The following is a 15,286-nucleotide window of genomic DNA, read 5'->3' on the forward strand; positions in this document are numbered from 1 at the left end:
ATTTAATTTGTCCCTGAGTGCCCAAAACCACCTTCCCCACGCGCACTACCATCAAAGCTATCAACCACTTCGAATGTTGCTTGTACCACAGGCAAGAAAACCAATTGCGCTAAACGTTCACCTGGCTGCAAAGTAAAAGCGGTTGCACTGCGATTCCAACAAGAAACCATTAATGGCCCCTGATAATCAGAATCAATAAGGCCGACTAAATTTCCTAATACGATACCGTGCTTATGACCTAAGCCTGAGCGAGGCAATATCGTTGCAGCTAACGTTGGATCTGCAATATGAATCGCGATGCCTGTTGGTATAAGCTGCGTTTCACCCGGAGCTATGCTTATTGGGCTATCAATACAAGCGCGTAAATCCATACCTGCCGAGCCTATTGTGGCATATTCAGGCAATGGAAACTCTTTACCAATACGGGGATCAAGAATTTTTAGTTCAATTTGTTTCATTATATTTCCTATTTTCTTAATCGTTATTCGTCGTAGAATATTGTTGATGAATAACTTCAAGCAATTGCTGGGCAACCTTTTTTTTATCAGCAAGTGTTATATCAAATCGCTGCTTGGCAGCAAACACCGTTAATGCATTTTTTTCACTATTAAAGCCTTGATCAGCTTTAGCTACATCATTAGCTGCAATCAAATCTAAATTTTTACGTTGCAGTTTATCGAGAGCATAAGCTTCTACATTTTCAGTTTCCGCAGCAAAACCGACACAAAATGGGCGATCTAAATGATTTGCGACATCGGCAATAATATCTGGGTTCTTCACTAAATGAAGCGTTAAATTCTCAACTCCAGATTGCTTTTTCATTTTTTCCTGGGCAATCACTTCGGGGCGATAATCGGCGACCGCAGCACAGGCAATAAAAATATCGCAATGGTCAAGAGTCTGCAAACTTGCAGCATGCATATCTAATGCACTTTTAATATCAATTCGATTAATATTAGCCGCACAGGTTAACGCGACGGGACCTGTAATAAGGGTAACATTTGCCCCCATTTTTTGCGCTACCTCTGCCAATGCAAAACCCATTTTTCCCGAACTATGGTTACTGATATAACGAACAGGATCCAACGCTTCTTGTGTCGGACCTGCTGTAATCGTAATATTTACATTTTTAAAAATAGCTTTTTGTGGTGCAAAAAAATCAACCACGAGATCAACTAATTGATGCGCTTCGAGCATTCGACCAGGACCAATATCACCACAGGCTTGTGGCCCTTCTCCCGGCCCCCAAATATGCATGCCGCGCTGAGCCAAAACAGCAATATTCTCCTGTGTAGCAGAGGCGAGATACATCTCCATATTCATCGCAGGAGAAACCGCTATCGGTGCAGGGCTTGCTAAACAAAGCGTGGTTAATAATTCATCGGCAAATCCTGCGCGTAAACGAGCAATAAGGTTCGCCGTTGCCGGAGCAAGTAAAATAAGATCTGCCCATTTCGCAAGCTCAATATGTCCCATACCCGATTGTGCATTAGGATCCAGTAGATCATCAGCCACGGCATGGCCAGAAACAGCTTGCATTGTGAGGGGGGTGATAAAAGATTTTGCAGATGTCGTCATAACCACGCGTACATCCGCACCAAACTCCGTTAATCGACGAGTTAGTTCAACACATTTATAAGCAGCAATGCCACCAGCAATACCTAATAAAATCTTTTTTCCCGCTAAGGGTGAAGAAACAGACATAACGACCACTCTAATCACTATCCCCTAGTTATTTAGGGGTAATTAAAAAGAGCAATAGGATACCACAAACTTTTCCTGCACGATGTGAAAATATCGACTAGATTTAATATCACCATTATGTAACAAAAAAGTCTTGCATGAGTAAATTAAAAGATTGGCCACAACAAGAAAGACCACGAGAAAAACTACTCGCACAGGGCACTGACGCGCTTTCTGATGCAGAATTGCTCGCTATTTTTCTAAGAACAGGCTGCAAAGGAACGGACGTGGTGACGCTTGCTCGCCACTTAATTAGTGAATTTGGCTCGCTACATGCCCTTTTTGGCGCATCGGAATCTCACTTCTGCGCTAAAAAGGGGCTAGGAAAAGCCAAATATGTGCAATTGCAAGCCGTATTAGAAATGTCTCGCCGTTACTTACAGGAGCCGCTACAAAATGGCCAGCCATTAACGAGTGCCGCACAAACCAAATCATTTTTACAAGCTAAGATGCACCATTTACCCTACGAAGTGTTTGCTGCGCTATTGCTCGATAGTCAACATCGCATTATCCGTTTCCATGAGTTTTTCTTTGGTTCCATTGATAGTGCAACGGTTCATACTCGTGTTATCGCACAAAAAGTATTAGCAGATAATGCCGCCGCCATTATTTTGGTACATAACCATCCATCGGGAGATCCAACAGCCAGTATTGCCGATAGAAAAATCACTGAAAAAATCATATCTGCAATGCAACTGATCGATGTGCGCGTTTTAGATCATTTCATTATTGGGTATAAAAAATGTACCTCTTTTGCTGAAAATGGATGGATTTAACGCTTAAATTCACACTTTTGTTGATCTTTCATACGTATTCATGTATAAAATGCGCCCTCGACGCCTTTGGCGACGGCTAAAAAGGTGTTCGACTATTTTGCTCGAGTAAAATTTATTATTTTGGAGAATTACGACATGTCTAGAGTATGTCAAGTTACAGGCAAGCGTCCAGCTGTTGGTAACAATGTATCACACGCAAAGAACCACACACGACGTCGTTTTTTACCTAACCTACAAACACACCGTTTTTGGGTTGAGAGTGAAAACCGTTTTGTTAAATTACGCCTAACCACTAAAGGTATGCGTATCATCGATAAAAAAGGTATTGATGCAGTATTAGCTGATATCCGTGCCAATGGTGAAAAAGTTTAAGGAGCTTTAAAATGCGTGATAAAATTCGTTTAAATTCAAGTGCTGGTACTGGCCATTTTTATACTACTGATAAAAATAAAAAGACGATGCCTGAAAAGTTTGAAATCAAAAAATTTGACCCTGTTGTACGTAAGCACGTTATGTACAAAGAAGGCAAAATCAAGTAATTTTGATTTTATCTAATAAAAACCCAGTTTATACTGGGTTTTTTTATGCCTGCTAAAAATGAAAAAGGATAAATAATATGCGTTTATCACGTAAAGGTTGGAACAATGTACTTATCTTTGCCGTTTTCACTATTATTTTTATCTTCAATTTTGGCCATAAATTAACCGCGAATAAAAAACCAGTCGCGTTATCCATCATCGACAAAAATCTTACCCTTGTCGAAATCAAAACCCCGGATTTTAGAGTAACCCGTGTCGGACGCAGTTGGCAGAGTCAGCCTAATTTAGGGTTATCGGCAAAGCAACTGGCAACATTAGTGAACAATTGGCAACAGTTAACGCTCAATCCACATGAGCCAATCCCCCTCGGCTCACACCCATACACCATCTTGATTTATAGTGCAGATAGAGAGGAACCTATTACGGTTAATCTGATCCAACAGGGTGATGATTACGTATTACAAACTGAGTCAAATCATGCGCTATTTTTAAATGCACAGCAGCTGCCTTTATTACTTGGTCGTTAACCCCGACAGCTAGCCTAAACAGAGTATTTATATGCCCGAATTACCAGAAGTTGAAACCAGCCGTCGAGGTATCAGCCCGCATCTTATTAATAAAGAGATAAAAGGGCTTACTCTGCGACATACACAGTTGCGCTGGAAGATCCCCGAAGACCTGTTAAGCCATATTAATAGAGAGCGGCTAATCAGCATTGACCGCCGAGCTAAGTATCTATTACTTAATTTTGCTACTGGTACTGTATTAATTCACCTAGGCATGTCAGGCAGTTTGCGAATTTGCCCTTTAAATAGCCACGCACAAAAACACGACCATGTTGATTTCATCTTTTCTGATTGCCTCTTACGCTACACCGATCCTCGTCGATTTGGAGCAATACTGTGGTTAGGTAAAACGCCACAAGACTCTCCACTACTTAATCAACTAGGTCCAGAGCCACTTGATGATGATTTCAATGCAAGCTACCTATATCGCAACGCAGAGAAGCGTAAACTGCCCGTTAAGCAATTTATTATGGATCAGAAGGTGGTAACGGGTGTAGGAAACATATACGCCTCAGAGGCGCTATTTAGAGCCGCTATTAATCCAGCTCGTAGTGCAGGTAATATATCGCAAAAACGCTATGCACTACTGGTCGAGGCAATTAAGGATATTTTACACAAAGCGATTCAACAGGGTGGAACAACCCTAAAAGATTTTGTCGGTGGGGATGGTAAGCCCGGCTATTTCCAGCAAACATTACAAGTTTATGGCAAAAGTGGAGAACAATGCCCACATTGTAAAACGCCACTTAAAAGCATTAAACTTGCGGCAAGAAATAGTGTTTATTGCCCTAAATGCCAGCGCTAAATCCACAAGCATTTAGCGATAGAAACCATTACATATTGGCTTCATTTGGCTGGGCAAGCCAACGTTTTGCTGCAACCATATTGTCAAACATTTGAATTTTGACACCCGCTTCCCGATATAGCTTCTCGAGTTGCTTAGAAATAAGCAAGGAACCAATCGGGTTAATCAGCACGATAGCAGAACGATCTAGCCCTTTGGTTTTTTTCCAAAGATTTACCTCCGTTAATTTTTGTGCTGCATCGGGCGTAAACAAACTTTCTTCGTGAAGAATAATAATCTGATCCCACACCCCGACGTTCACAGCCAGCCACTCGACAGAATTGCATAGATCAGCATGGTAATGGGTTATCAATTCAAGATTAAAGGGACCTTTGGCATCAATAATCAAAGTATTGCTATCAATATCAATGTTATATGTTCCGTGCTCTCTATATTTATCCATTTCAAGAGATACTCATATTATTTATACATTAGACCTCATAAACGTTAGCACAATTTAAGTAACATGCCCTGCTTCGCCGCAATTTCGATCGATATACTCCCCTCTTGTAACCGCCATTGCGCATCGCTTAGTTGATCCTCTAATACGCCAGACTCAATATCCAATTGCCACAGTGGCAGATCAATTAACAGCTCATGATCGCCATTATTAATTAAGCAGATATAACATTGTTTCTGGGTAAATCGAGCGAAAGCAAAGGAGCGCCCCTGAACATTTAACCAATGAAAGTTACCGGATTGCAACGCTGTTGCCGATTTTCTTATTGCAATAAGCTTCTGTACAAATAAAAATGTTTGTAGCTTGCCGTCAGACTCAACTCTATCCCATGGAAAACAACGCCTATTATCGGGATCTCGACCGCCCTGTAAGGCAACTTCAGTACCATAATAAATACAGGGGGTTCCCACATAGGCAAACAGCATCAACAAGGCTAAATGCAGTGTTTCGATATCCTCATTTAGCATCGTTAAAAAACGCATCGTGTCATGGCTATCGAGCTGGTTAAATTGAGAAAGTTGATTTAACCAGGGTATTTTCCCGCGCGCTTCATTGAGCCATTCAACTAACTCTTGAGCATCAATTTGACAAGGTTGATAAGCAATATCTTGTTGTGCAAAAAAAGCGCGAATAGGGTGAGCAAAGCCATAATAGTTCATTGCGCCATCTTCTTGATCGCCCTGTAACCATTGTGATGCTTCGCTAAAATGTTCTCCCAACACGTAACAATTTTGATTGACCGATTTAGCGGCGTTACGAAATTCACGAACATAGTGAGCATTATTAAATGCTCCCTCACCTTCCCCTAGCATGTGGATAACATCAAAGCGCCAAGCGTCAATATTATAGGGAGGACGTAACCAATGCTTAATAACCGCATCATCACCAGCATAGATATAATCACGAACATGAGGATTGGAGAAATTCAATTTAGGTAAGGTTGCGATACCATTCCAGCCAACGTACTGCGTTGTGTCACCTTCAAACTGATAATAGTCACGATAAGGCGATGCTGGATTTGCATAAGCCCCCTCCTCATGCGTAAGCGAATTGCGTTTGTACATATCAAACCAAGGATGATCAACAGAAGTATGGTTGAATACTGCATCTAGCATGATCTTCATATCACGCCCATGCAGATCCTCCACCATTGTAGCGAATAACTTATTTGTTCCTAAATGAGAGTCTACATTGAGGTAATCGACCGTGTCATACTTATGATTACTAGGCGCACTAAAAATGGGATTTAAATAGAGTGCAGTGACACCTAGCTCTTGGAGGTAATCCAGTTTGTTATAAATCCCCTGCAGATCGCCACCAAAAAACTCACAAGCACCGTTTTTGCCATGCTCAGAAACAGCATCGCCCCACGCTTTTTTTATCGTCGGGCGTAATCGCCACGTAAACAATATTCACCAGATTGTACGCTAATACTACTATCACCGATGGCAAAACGATCGGGAAAAATTTGATAAAAAACCTGCTCTTTAACCCATCCCGGGGGCTGATCTGTTCGATTATACTTAAAATGCCGTTCTCTACCCGATATACGCGATGTAATACCGCAGCCGTCTAACCACCATTGACGATTATTCTGTAACATTTTAAAAGCATAAAAAGTTGTTTCTTTATCCTTATTAATAGGCAACTTAGCTGACCAATATTGCAACTTTTTAGTGCACCGAACAGGTTTCATCGGAATCAGTTTTTCTTCATTATCAGGTTCACAACGGATAAATAACTGAGAGATATCGATATCATTTGCAACGGCAACGGTCACCTTCAATACGTCACCCGATTGTACTAACCAAGCACTGTCTTGACCATGATAAATAAAAGGTATGTTCATTAATAGAATTCTCTTTATGCTCAACTTATATCAATTAATTTAGCACTAAACAAAGAAAGTAAGGAAGTACTTTTACTCGATAGCAATGCGCAACTCACAACATAAACTCTCCGAAGTCACTCATAATAAGTAAAAGAGGAAAGTAGCACGATCATCTATATAGCCCATCATTGCGAGGCAAAGTTAATTGTTTTGATGCTTTAAAAGTGCTTCTTTAACACATTGCGGAGCAAGTTCATCAATATTACCGCCATGCTTATAGACTTCTTTGACAACGGTTGAAGAGATAAACCCCGTGTGACAATTGGCAGCCAAGAGGATAGTTTCTAATTGAGGGTTTAAGGTGCGGTTCACCTGTGAAAGTTGAATTTCATAATCGGCATCACTCGCTCCACGAATACCTCGGATTAAAGCCTCTGCATTATGCTCATTGGCAAATTCAGCAAGCAATCCAGAAAAGGGAATGACATCGATTCCCTTGATATCAGCGGTTGCCAGCGCGACTAACTCGCACCGTTCAGTTAAACTCAACAGCGGTTTTTTACTGGTATTGATAGCTACGGCAATGATCACTCGATCCGCTAAACGACTCGCTCGGCAAATAAGATCAAGGTGACCATTGGTTATAGGATCAAAGGAACCGGGAAAAATGACCGTTTTCACTGTTATTTTACCACCGCATCATTGATTGCTTTTAAATCATCACGCGCTGATTCAGCATTCCAATACAGGGTATACCAAGGCTCAGGGTGATCCGCGGAGCGTAAGCTTTGCTTCGGAAATTCAATGGATAAGTAGTTATCATCAAAGGAATAAACGGAAGCACCAATTTTAACATCGCTAGCAATCCAAAATATAATTAGGGCAACAAGCGGGTAAACAAATAATATCTTAAACATAAATAACCTATTAATTTAAATATAAAAAATATTAGCTAAAGCTAACCGTCTCTTTTGACTGCTTAAAAATAGCCGCAGATAAAAAACTCAAAAACTCTTCACCGCTGCGATCATCAATCCATTGACCATCAATATAGTTGTAATGATGGCCATTTTCTAATGTAGCTAACCAAACCTGATGCAATGGCTGCTGACGATTAATAATCAGCTTAGATCTATTTTCAAACTCCAGCGTTAATAGACCACCATTTTGGTCATAATCAATATCGGCACCAGACTCTTCGATCTTATCTTCAATTTTTCGGTAAAGCTGATCTGCAATTTCTTGAAATTCGCTATCATTCATATACTGCCCTTTGCTTTTATACAATGAAATGAGATTATACCTGTAAAGAAGTGAGATAATAATGGAAAATGTACAATTTGGCACCCTCAAATAGCTTGCCTACCGTACAATAAAAACAATAAACTAGGATAAGAGATGAAAAACGCTAAATTATTAATAATGATGTCTATTCTTTCTTTTTCAATCGCTGCCTGTGGAATGAAGGGGCCACTTTATCAAGCCCCTGCTAGTGACACAAAAGAAGCAGCAAAAGAAACACAATTACCACGACAAGAAAACACAGATATCGACAATGAAGCGAATAACAGCTAGAGATAAATCACACAAGCGATAGCATTAATAACGATGACATTTGCCTATCACGACGTTTAATAACATTTAGAATGACAAAGGAGTTGAAATTGGATCACTTTAATTATCAAGATGATGGTCGCCTTTTTGCTGAAGGAATTGCTGTTGAAGAAATTGTAAAAAAATCGGGCACACCGGTTTACGTCTATTCACGAGCCACCATTGAACGTCATTGGAATGCATTTAGTCAAGCGGCTGGTGATTATCCTCATCTTATCTGTTACGCGGTTAAAGCTAACTCGAATTTAGGCGTGCTAAACTTAATGGCACGTTTAGGTTCGGGATTTGACATTGTCTCGGTAGGTGAGTTATTACGCGTGATCCAAGCCGGTGGTGACCCCACTAAAGTTGTTTTTTCAGGTGTAGGTAAAACCGAAGTTGAAATAGCCACGGCATTACAAGCGAATATTCACTGTTTTAATATTGAATCGATTTCTGAACTGTATCGTATCAACGCCGTAGCCGAAAGTTTACAGAAGAAAGCCCCGATCTCAATTCGTATTAATCCCAACATTGATGCAGGCACACATCCCTACATATCAACGGGCCTTAAAGAGAACAAATTTGGCATTGATATCGAACAGGCTAGTACTGTCTATCATTTAGCTAATGAACTTGAGTTTATTGAGGTCAAAGGGGTCGATTGTCATATCGGTTCACAATTAACCGAGATAGAACCTTTTCTTGAAGCTTTAGATAAACTGCTTATTTTGATTGATGAATTAGCGGAACAAGGAATTACGATTGCACACCTTGATCTAGGCGGTGGCTTAGGCGTACCTTACGATAAAGAAACACCTCCCGAACCAAGTCAATACATGAAAGCCATTGTTGCGAAAATGGGCTCACGTAAATTGAAGCTTATTTTTGAACCCGGTCGTGCAATCATGGCAAATGCGGGGATGTTGATAACTAAAGTTGAATTCTTAAAAATCAATAGCCATAAAAGCTTTGCCATTGTCGATGCGGCGATGAATGACCTGATCCGTCCAGCATTATATAGCGCCTGGCAAAATATTATTCCACTGAATAACACCTTTGTAGATTCAGAATTACGCCCATCACGTCGCTATGATGTCGTTGGCCCAATTTGTGAAACGGGCGACTTTTTAGGTAAAGATCGTCAGCTAGCAATCGCCGAAGGTGATTATCTGGCGGTACGCAGTGCCGGAGCCTATGGTTCAACAATGAGCTCAAACTACAACTCTCGCTGCCGCCCAGCCGAAGTGATTATTGATGGGGAAAAAGCTTTTGTCGTACGTGAACGTGAAGAGCATCGAGATCTGTGGCGTGGTGAGCATGTATTACCCAAATAACCATTAACGTAGCCGTCTTTTATTTTACATGCTTTACATTTAACAACGAGAAATGATGAATATTCAATTTTCAAAAATGCACGGATTAGGCAATGACTTCATGGTCATTGATAACGTCACACAAAATGTTTTTATCTCAAAAGAGGCGATCAAGCGACTAGCTGATCGTCATTTTGGCATTGGTTTTGACCAATTATTAATGATTGAACCGCCCTACGATCCTGAAATGGACTTCCATTACCGCATCTTTAATGCTGACGGTAGTGAGGTAGAACAGTGCGGGAATGGGGCGCGATGCTTTGCGCGTTTTGTGAAAATGAAGGGGTTAACTCATAAGCGTGTGATCAATGTCAGTACGGCAAATGGTAAAATTCAACTCAAAATAGAGCAGGATGGCAATATTACCGTCGATATGGGCAAGCCCATTCTTGAGCCAGCTAAAATCCCCTTTATCGCTAAAAAAGAGGAGAAAACCTATATCTTACGCGTCGAAGACCATACGGTAATGTGCGGTGCAGTCTCTATGGGCAATCCACATTGTGTCGTGTTAGTCGATGATATCGATACGGCGCCCGTTGATACTTTAGGGCCATTACTAGAAAATCATGAACGTTTTCCAAATAGGGTAAATGTTGGCTTTTTAGAAATAAAGCGTCGAGATTATGCCCGTTTACGCGTTTGGGAACGCGGTGTGGGCGAAACAATGGCATGTGGAACGGGGGCTTGTGCGGCTGCGGTAATTGGGCAACTACAAAATAAACTCGATACCCATTGCACCATTTCCTTACCCGGTGGTGAACTACGCTTTTTTTGGCAACCAGGACAATCAGTGAGAATGACAGGCCCTGCTGAATTTGTTTATGATGGACAAATTAATATTTAAAGCGACTTTTAACGTGTTGCTTTGCAACACGTTTTATACCAATCGGATTAAGTGTGTAATCTAAATTTTGCGCAGGAAAAATTGATTAATTTGAGGCGTAAGTTGACACAAATGGTTGTTCCCTTTGCGAAACTTACAACAAAAAAGTAAGTTATTTTAACCAGTAAAATAGATCTGCTATTTATTCTGATTGGTATTATTTTACAAATTGTATTGAGCAAAGCTATGAGTCCTTTATATGTACAAATTGAAGAATATTTAAATCATCTCGCCAGTCAACGTGGACTCAGCCCAGTCACCATCCTCAACTATCGTCGAAATCTAGCTCAATTTATTGAATTATTAGAAAAAAAACAGATCACAAGTTGGCCAGAATTAGACAGTCAGCAAGTCCGCATGATGACCAAAGCGCTACACCAAACTGGTATCAAAGCGCGCTCTATTGCCACAAAATTATCTGCCCTACGCTCCTTTTTGCACTATTTAGTACAACAGAATCAATTAACTCACAATCCTGCGAAGGGCGTATCAGCCCCCAAATTAGATAAACCTTTACCAAAAAATATCTCGGTAGATGAGATGTTTCAACTGCTCGATATTGATGAACAGGATCCTCTCAGTGTTCGCGACCAATGTATGATGGAGTTAATGTATTCATCGGGGTTAAGGCTGAGTGAATTAGTTGGTATTAATCTCACGGATATTAAACTCGCAGCCAAAGAGGTCATGGTAACAGGTAAAGGCAGTAAACAACGCTTGTTACCGATTACAACAAGTGCCGCTAATGCGATTAAAGCGTGGTTGAAAATACGCCCTGAATTTTGCATTACAGGCGAGAAGGCGCTGTTCGTTTCCAAACAAAAAAAACGTATATCAACGCGCAGTGTGCAGGCCAGAATGGAAAAATGGGGATTGACACAAGCACTGCCAAGTCATATCAACCCACATAAACTGCGCCACTCATTTGCCACCCATATGCTAGAATCAAGTGGCAATCTTCGTGCTGTGCAAAGCCTATTAGGCCATGCCGATTTAGCCACTACACAAATATATACCCACCTCGATTTTCAGCACCTATCGCAGGTGTACGATCAAGCGCATCCACGTGCAAAGCGGAAAAAGTAGGAATTTAAAATATGAAATATTACCGCCCACTAAAACCTTTTAAAGCGATCAGCTTTGACCTTGATGACACCCTCTACGATAACCACCCGATCATAGAGCAAGCAGAAGAATCCTTTATCACCCATCTCAACCAATGCTATCCAGACCTTGAACTATTCACGCGGCACCAATGGTTGCTTTATAAAGATCAAATGGCCAATGAAAACCCACAATTACGCGATGATGTTTCACTATGGCGTTTACAAACATTGACGCGCGTGATGATTATCCATGGGATGCCGGAATATGAAGCGATTAAACAGTCCCAGATTGCTTTTGCACACTTTTTAACTCTGCGCAGTGATTTTGTGGTGCCCGAGGAAAGCATGCAACTGTTAGCTAACTTAGCACAACACTATCCGGTCGTCGCTATCACCAATGGTAATGTCGATGCACAAAAAATCGCATTAGAGGATAAATTTCAATTTATCCTAAAAGCTGGCGATGGCTTAAAAGCGAAGCCTCAGGGCGATCTCTTTGTCGAAGCGGCGAGACGTTTACAGATTGAGGTAAGCGATATTCTCCACGTCGGTGATCACCTCATTACCGATGTCTATGGTGCACAAAATAATGGGGCGCAAGCGGTTTGGTATAATCCCAATAAACAATCATTAAATGGCGCACTTTTGTTACCTACGGTTGAAATCAGCCATTTAGATCAGCTCTACAAGTTGCTATAATCACCCACTGATTAAATAAACAGGTTTATTGTGATGGATGTTTCTTACTTAATTGATGGCTTAAATGACCACCAGCGTGCAGCAGTTTCGGCTCCCGAGCAAAATATGCTCGTATTAGCAGGAGCAGGCAGTGGTAAAACACGAGTGCTAACCCATAGAATCGCGTGGTTAATGCAAGTCAATAATATCCCAACCTATGGTATTCTCGCAGTGACTTTTACCAATAAAGCCGCTAAAGAGATGCGCAGCCGTATTGCCGATATCTGCCCGATGCAAATAGGTTCTATGTGGATTGGTACTTTCCATGGAATAGCCCACCGTTTATTACGCTTACATTATCAGCAAGCCGATCTCCCTGAGCAGTTTCAAATCATTGATAGCGACGATCAACAAAAAATGGTCAAGCGCATTATTAAAAGCTTGAATCTTGATGAAAAATACTACCCAGCCAAAGAATTACAGTGGTATATCAACGATAAGAAAGATGAAGGTTTACGCGCAAGCCATATTGAAGCAGGATACAGCCTACAGGATAAACAACGCTTACAGGTTTATCGTGCCTATGAGCAAGCCTGTCAATTAGCAGGACTGGTTGATTTTGCAGAACTATTGTTACGCGCACACGAATTATTGCTCAATAACCCATCTCTGTTAGCGCATTATCAAACGCGTTTTCGCCATGTGTTAGTCGACGAATTTCAAGATACCAATAAACTGCAATATGCGTGGCTAAATTTACTCACAGACAGCGATAACTACTTAACTATCGTTGGCGATGATGACCAATCAATTTACGGTTGGCGTGGTGCAGATATTGAAAATATCCAACGTTTTTTAAAAGAAAAAAACAACCCTGTGACCGTACGCCTAGAGCAAAACTATCGCTCTACAGGGCACATTCTTAATGCGTCTAACGCATTGATTAAAAATAACAGCGACCGATTAGGCAAAGAACTCTGGACCAGTGGTGAGGAAGGGGCGGCGATTTCCATTTACAGCGCATTTAATGATTACGATGAAGTGCGTTACGTTACCTCACAACTGCAAAATTATAAGTCTGCAGGCAACAAATTAGCAGAATGCGCCATTTTATATCGCAGCAATGCGCAATCGCGACTCTTCGAAGAGCAGTTAATGGCACAACAAATACCCTACCATATTTATGGTGGGCAACGCTTCTTCGACCGCTTAGAGATCAAAGACAGCGTCGCTTATTTGCGCCTCATGAATAACCATCAAGATGATGCTGCGTTTGAGCGGATCATCAACAAACCCAAACGTAAAATCGGTAATACCACACTTGACAAAATTCGTCTTTGCGCCCGCGAGCAAGGCTATACCATGTGGCAAGCAAGCCTCTATTTAATTGAAAATAAACAATTGAGTGCGGGAGCTAAAAGATCATTACAGGGGTTTATTGAGTTAATTAATCGCTTTAAAAATGAAACCTCTGAATTGCCACTATTTCAAATCGTTGACCATATCACGCAACATTCTGGGTTATATGCCATGTTTGAAGAAGAAAAGGGTGAAAAATCTCGTAGCCGCATTGAAAACTTACAGGAGCTTGTTTCAGCCACCAAAGCCTTTGTCATCCCAGAAGAAGAGCAGGATATGGATGAGCTGACAGCATTTTTAGCCTACGCCGCTTTAGAATCTGGTGATAATCAAGCCGATGAATTTGAAGATGCCGTACAACTGATGACCATGCATGCAGCCAAGGGGCTCGAATTTCCACAGGTATTTATTGTCGGAGCCGAAGAAGGCATGTTCCCAGGACAACAATCCGCAGATGATCCAACACGCTTAGCAGAAGAACGCCGTCTGTGCTACGTTGGCATGACGCGCGCCATGAAAAAATTAACCATTTGCCATGCCGAAAGTCGCCGTTTATATGGCCAAGAAAAGTTCCATTCGCCTTCACGTTTCATCAACGAATTACCCGAACACGACATCGAGTATGTGCGCCTTAAGACACAGGTTAAACGGATGCAACCAGCTCCACTTGCCCGGCCAAGCTTTGCCACAGAGAGCCAAGATATACAAGGTTTTAGGCTAGGGCAACAGGTCAAACACCCCAAGTTTGGCGAAGGCACGATCACCGGGCAAGAAGGGAGTGGCGAAAATAGCCGTTTACAAGTCCATTTTATGGGCGTTGGCAGTAAATGGTTGATGACCGCCTACGCTCGCCTAGAGGCCGTTTAGCCTTTTAAAACAGTTAAGCCCTGTTGCGCAGTAAGTTGTGATCTTTAAGAATTAAACTAACCTTTAAAAAGGTTTGAGTTTTTAACGCGCAGCAATGTTCTAGTTAGGAGGGCTTACGATGCACTTTAAACTTATTAAAGAGTTTCTTACCTATGTAGAAGATTGCCATATCGCATTGGCAGAACTTTATCAACGACTTAGTCTTGAAAGCAAAAACGATAAAGTGAAATTATTACTCGAATTCATGTACTATAAAGAGCAGCTTTCCTATTTACAGTTGCATGAATATGCCCAACAAGCACCGAGCAGTTTATTAGAAACTTGGTTAGAAAATATTTTTGATCAAAGTATCCCCATGAAATGCCAACAGATGCAATTACAAGCGGATTTAGATATCGAAGATGTTCTGGCTCTTGCATTGAAACTTGATACACAACTCATTGAATTAATGCAAACGGTAGCCTATAACTCACCAACGCCCGAAGCTGAACTCGCTTTGGTCAGTCTAACGCATCAAGAGCAGGAAAATTTACACCGCGTTGTCATGGCTAGCAATGAATTTAATTATATGTAATTGCAATAACAGCCTATTGAATAAACCTTCTTACTTTTTATCACCTGATTTTACTTATCCCCCCCTAGTGTTCACCTCAGATAAACGGTAG

20 protein-coding genes are annotated in these 15,286 nt (G+C 41.2%); 12 read left to right on the plus strand and 8 right to left on the minus strand.

From position 1 onward, the window contains the following. Window positions 1-2 precede the first annotated feature (2 nt). Window positions 3-461 (minus strand): dUTP diphosphatase, encoded by a 459-nt coding sequence (gene dut / locus AB1A03_RS01350; RefSeq protein WP_354623463.1) that lies wholly within the window; start codon window positions 459-461, stop codon window positions 3-5. A 13-nt stretch (window positions 462-474) separates the two neighbouring features. Next, window positions 475-1,704 carry a bifunctional phosphopantothenoylcysteine decarboxylase/phosphopantothenate--cysteine ligase CoaBC gene (gene coaBC / locus AB1A03_RS01355; protein ID WP_354622798.1) on the minus strand — a complete coding sequence of 410 codons (1,230 nt, stop codon included), beginning with the start codon at window positions 1,702-1,704 and terminating at the stop codon, window positions 475-477. A gap of 137 nt (window positions 1,705-1,841) precedes the next feature. On the opposite strand from coaBC, the gene radC reads away from it, so the two are divergent. From radC to mutM, 5 genes are all read left to right on the plus strand, one after another. Beyond that, window positions 1,842-2,519: a RadC family protein gene (gene radC / locus AB1A03_RS01360; protein ID WP_354622799.1), complete on the plus strand. Its 678-nt coding sequence runs from the start codon at window positions 1,842-1,844 to the stop codon at window positions 2,517-2,519. Window positions 2,520-2,654: 135 nt separating this feature from the next. Then, window positions 2,655-2,891 carry a 50S ribosomal protein L28 gene (rpmB, locus tag AB1A03_RS01365; protein ID WP_354622800.1) on the plus strand — a complete coding sequence of 79 codons (237 nt, stop codon included), beginning with the start codon at window positions 2,655-2,657 and terminating at the stop codon, window positions 2,889-2,891. Between the two features lie 11 nt (window positions 2,892-2,902). Beyond that, complete coding sequence (gene rpmG / locus AB1A03_RS01370) at window positions 2,903-3,058, plus strand: 50S ribosomal protein L33 (protein WP_011768487.1); 156 nt, start codon at window positions 2,903-2,905, stop codon at window positions 3,056-3,058. Window positions 3,059-3,135: 77 nt separating this feature from the next. Beyond that, on the plus strand, window positions 3,136-3,585 hold the full coding sequence (locus AB1A03_RS01375) for a hypothetical protein (RefSeq protein ID WP_354622801.1): 450 nt from the start codon (window positions 3,136-3,138) through the stop codon (window positions 3,583-3,585). A gap of 31 nt (window positions 3,586-3,616) precedes the next feature. After that, window positions 3,617-4,429 (plus strand): bifunctional DNA-formamidopyrimidine glycosylase/DNA-(apurinic or apyrimidinic site) lyase, encoded by an 813-nt coding sequence (gene mutM / locus AB1A03_RS01380; RefSeq protein ID WP_354622802.1) that lies wholly within the window; start codon window positions 3,617-3,619, stop codon window positions 4,427-4,429. Window positions 4,430-4,457: 28 nt separating this feature from the next. Here the strand turns inward: mutM and AB1A03_RS01385 are convergent, their stop codons facing one another. The 6 genes from AB1A03_RS01385 to cyaY form a co-directional block, all read right to left on the minus strand. Continuing rightward, complete coding sequence (locus AB1A03_RS01385; RefSeq protein ID WP_354622803.1) at window positions 4,458-4,871, minus strand: hypothetical protein; 414 nt, start codon at window positions 4,869-4,871, stop codon at window positions 4,458-4,460. A gap of 44 nt (window positions 4,872-4,915) precedes the next feature. Further along, on the minus strand, window positions 4,916-6,337 hold the full coding sequence (gene malZ / locus AB1A03_RS01390) for a maltodextrin glucosidase (protein WP_354622804.1): 1,422 nt from the start codon (window positions 6,335-6,337) through the stop codon (window positions 4,916-4,918). Beyond that, window positions 6,307-6,777: a hypothetical protein gene (locus AB1A03_RS01395; RefSeq protein WP_354622805.1), complete on the minus strand. Its 471-nt coding sequence runs from the start codon at window positions 6,775-6,777 to the stop codon at window positions 6,307-6,309. The genes malZ and AB1A03_RS01395 overlap by 31 nt, the downstream gene beginning before the upstream one ends. A 183-nt stretch (window positions 6,778-6,960) precedes the next feature. Then, window positions 6,961-7,440 carry a pantetheine-phosphate adenylyltransferase gene (gene coaD / locus AB1A03_RS01400; protein WP_354622806.1) on the minus strand — a complete coding sequence of 160 codons (480 nt, stop codon included), beginning with the start codon at window positions 7,438-7,440 and terminating at the stop codon, window positions 6,961-6,963. 2 nt (window positions 7,441-7,442) lie between these two features. Beyond that, the gene (locus AB1A03_RS01405) at window positions 7,443-7,676 is read right to left on the minus strand and encodes a hypothetical protein (protein ID WP_354622807.1); all 234 of its coding nucleotides are present in this window, start codon (window positions 7,674-7,676) and stop codon (window positions 7,443-7,445) included. A gap of 31 nt (window positions 7,677-7,707) precedes the next feature. After that, entirely contained in the window at window positions 7,708-8,022 is a 315-nt protein-coding gene (gene cyaY / locus AB1A03_RS01410) for an iron donor protein CyaY (RefSeq protein ID WP_354622808.1), read from the minus strand. Between the two features lie 135 nt (window positions 8,023-8,157). Here cyaY and lptM point away from each other — a divergent pair, with 135 nt between their 5' ends. The 7 genes from lptM to AB1A03_RS01445 all read left to right on the plus strand — a co-directional run bounded on the left by lptM (window position 8,158) and on the right by AB1A03_RS01445 (window position 15,195). Continuing rightward, entirely contained in the window at window positions 8,158-8,334 is a 177-nt protein-coding gene (lptM, locus tag AB1A03_RS01415) for an LPS translocon maturation chaperone LptM (protein WP_354622809.1), read from the plus strand. A gap of 89 nt (window positions 8,335-8,423) precedes the next feature. Next, on the plus strand, window positions 8,424-9,689 hold the full coding sequence (gene lysA / locus AB1A03_RS01420) for a diaminopimelate decarboxylase (protein ID WP_354622810.1): 1,266 nt from the start codon (window positions 8,424-8,426) through the stop codon (window positions 9,687-9,689). 55 nt (window positions 9,690-9,744) lie between these two features. Beyond that, window positions 9,745-10,572 carry a diaminopimelate epimerase gene (gene dapF, locus AB1A03_RS01425; RefSeq protein ID WP_354622811.1) on the plus strand — a complete coding sequence of 276 codons (828 nt, stop codon included), beginning with the start codon at window positions 9,745-9,747 and terminating at the stop codon, window positions 10,570-10,572. A 225-nt stretch (window positions 10,573-10,797) separates the two neighbouring features. Then, a complete protein-coding gene (gene xerC / locus AB1A03_RS01430) occupies window positions 10,798-11,697 on the plus strand; it encodes a tyrosine recombinase XerC (protein WP_354622812.1) in 900 nt (299 codons plus the stop codon). Between the two features lie 11 nt (window positions 11,698-11,708). Then, a complete protein-coding gene (locus AB1A03_RS01435) occupies window positions 11,709-12,416 on the plus strand; it encodes an HAD-IA family hydrolase (RefSeq protein WP_354622813.1) in 708 nt (235 codons plus the stop codon). 33 nt (window positions 12,417-12,449) lie between these two features. Next, window positions 12,450-14,621: a DNA helicase II gene (gene uvrD, locus AB1A03_RS01440; protein WP_354622814.1), complete on the plus strand. Its 2,172-nt coding sequence runs from the start codon at window positions 12,450-12,452 to the stop codon at window positions 14,619-14,621. Between the two features lie 118 nt (window positions 14,622-14,739). Then, a complete protein-coding gene (locus tag AB1A03_RS01445) occupies window positions 14,740-15,195 on the plus strand; it encodes a hypothetical protein (RefSeq protein ID WP_354622815.1) in 456 nt (151 codons plus the stop codon). Window positions 15,196-15,286: the final 91 nt, after the last annotated feature.

Source organism: Psychromonas sp. MME2 (genome assembly GCF_040566515.1).
Taxonomy (GTDB): domain Bacteria; phylum Pseudomonadota; class Gammaproteobacteria; order Enterobacterales; family Psychromonadaceae; genus Psychromonas.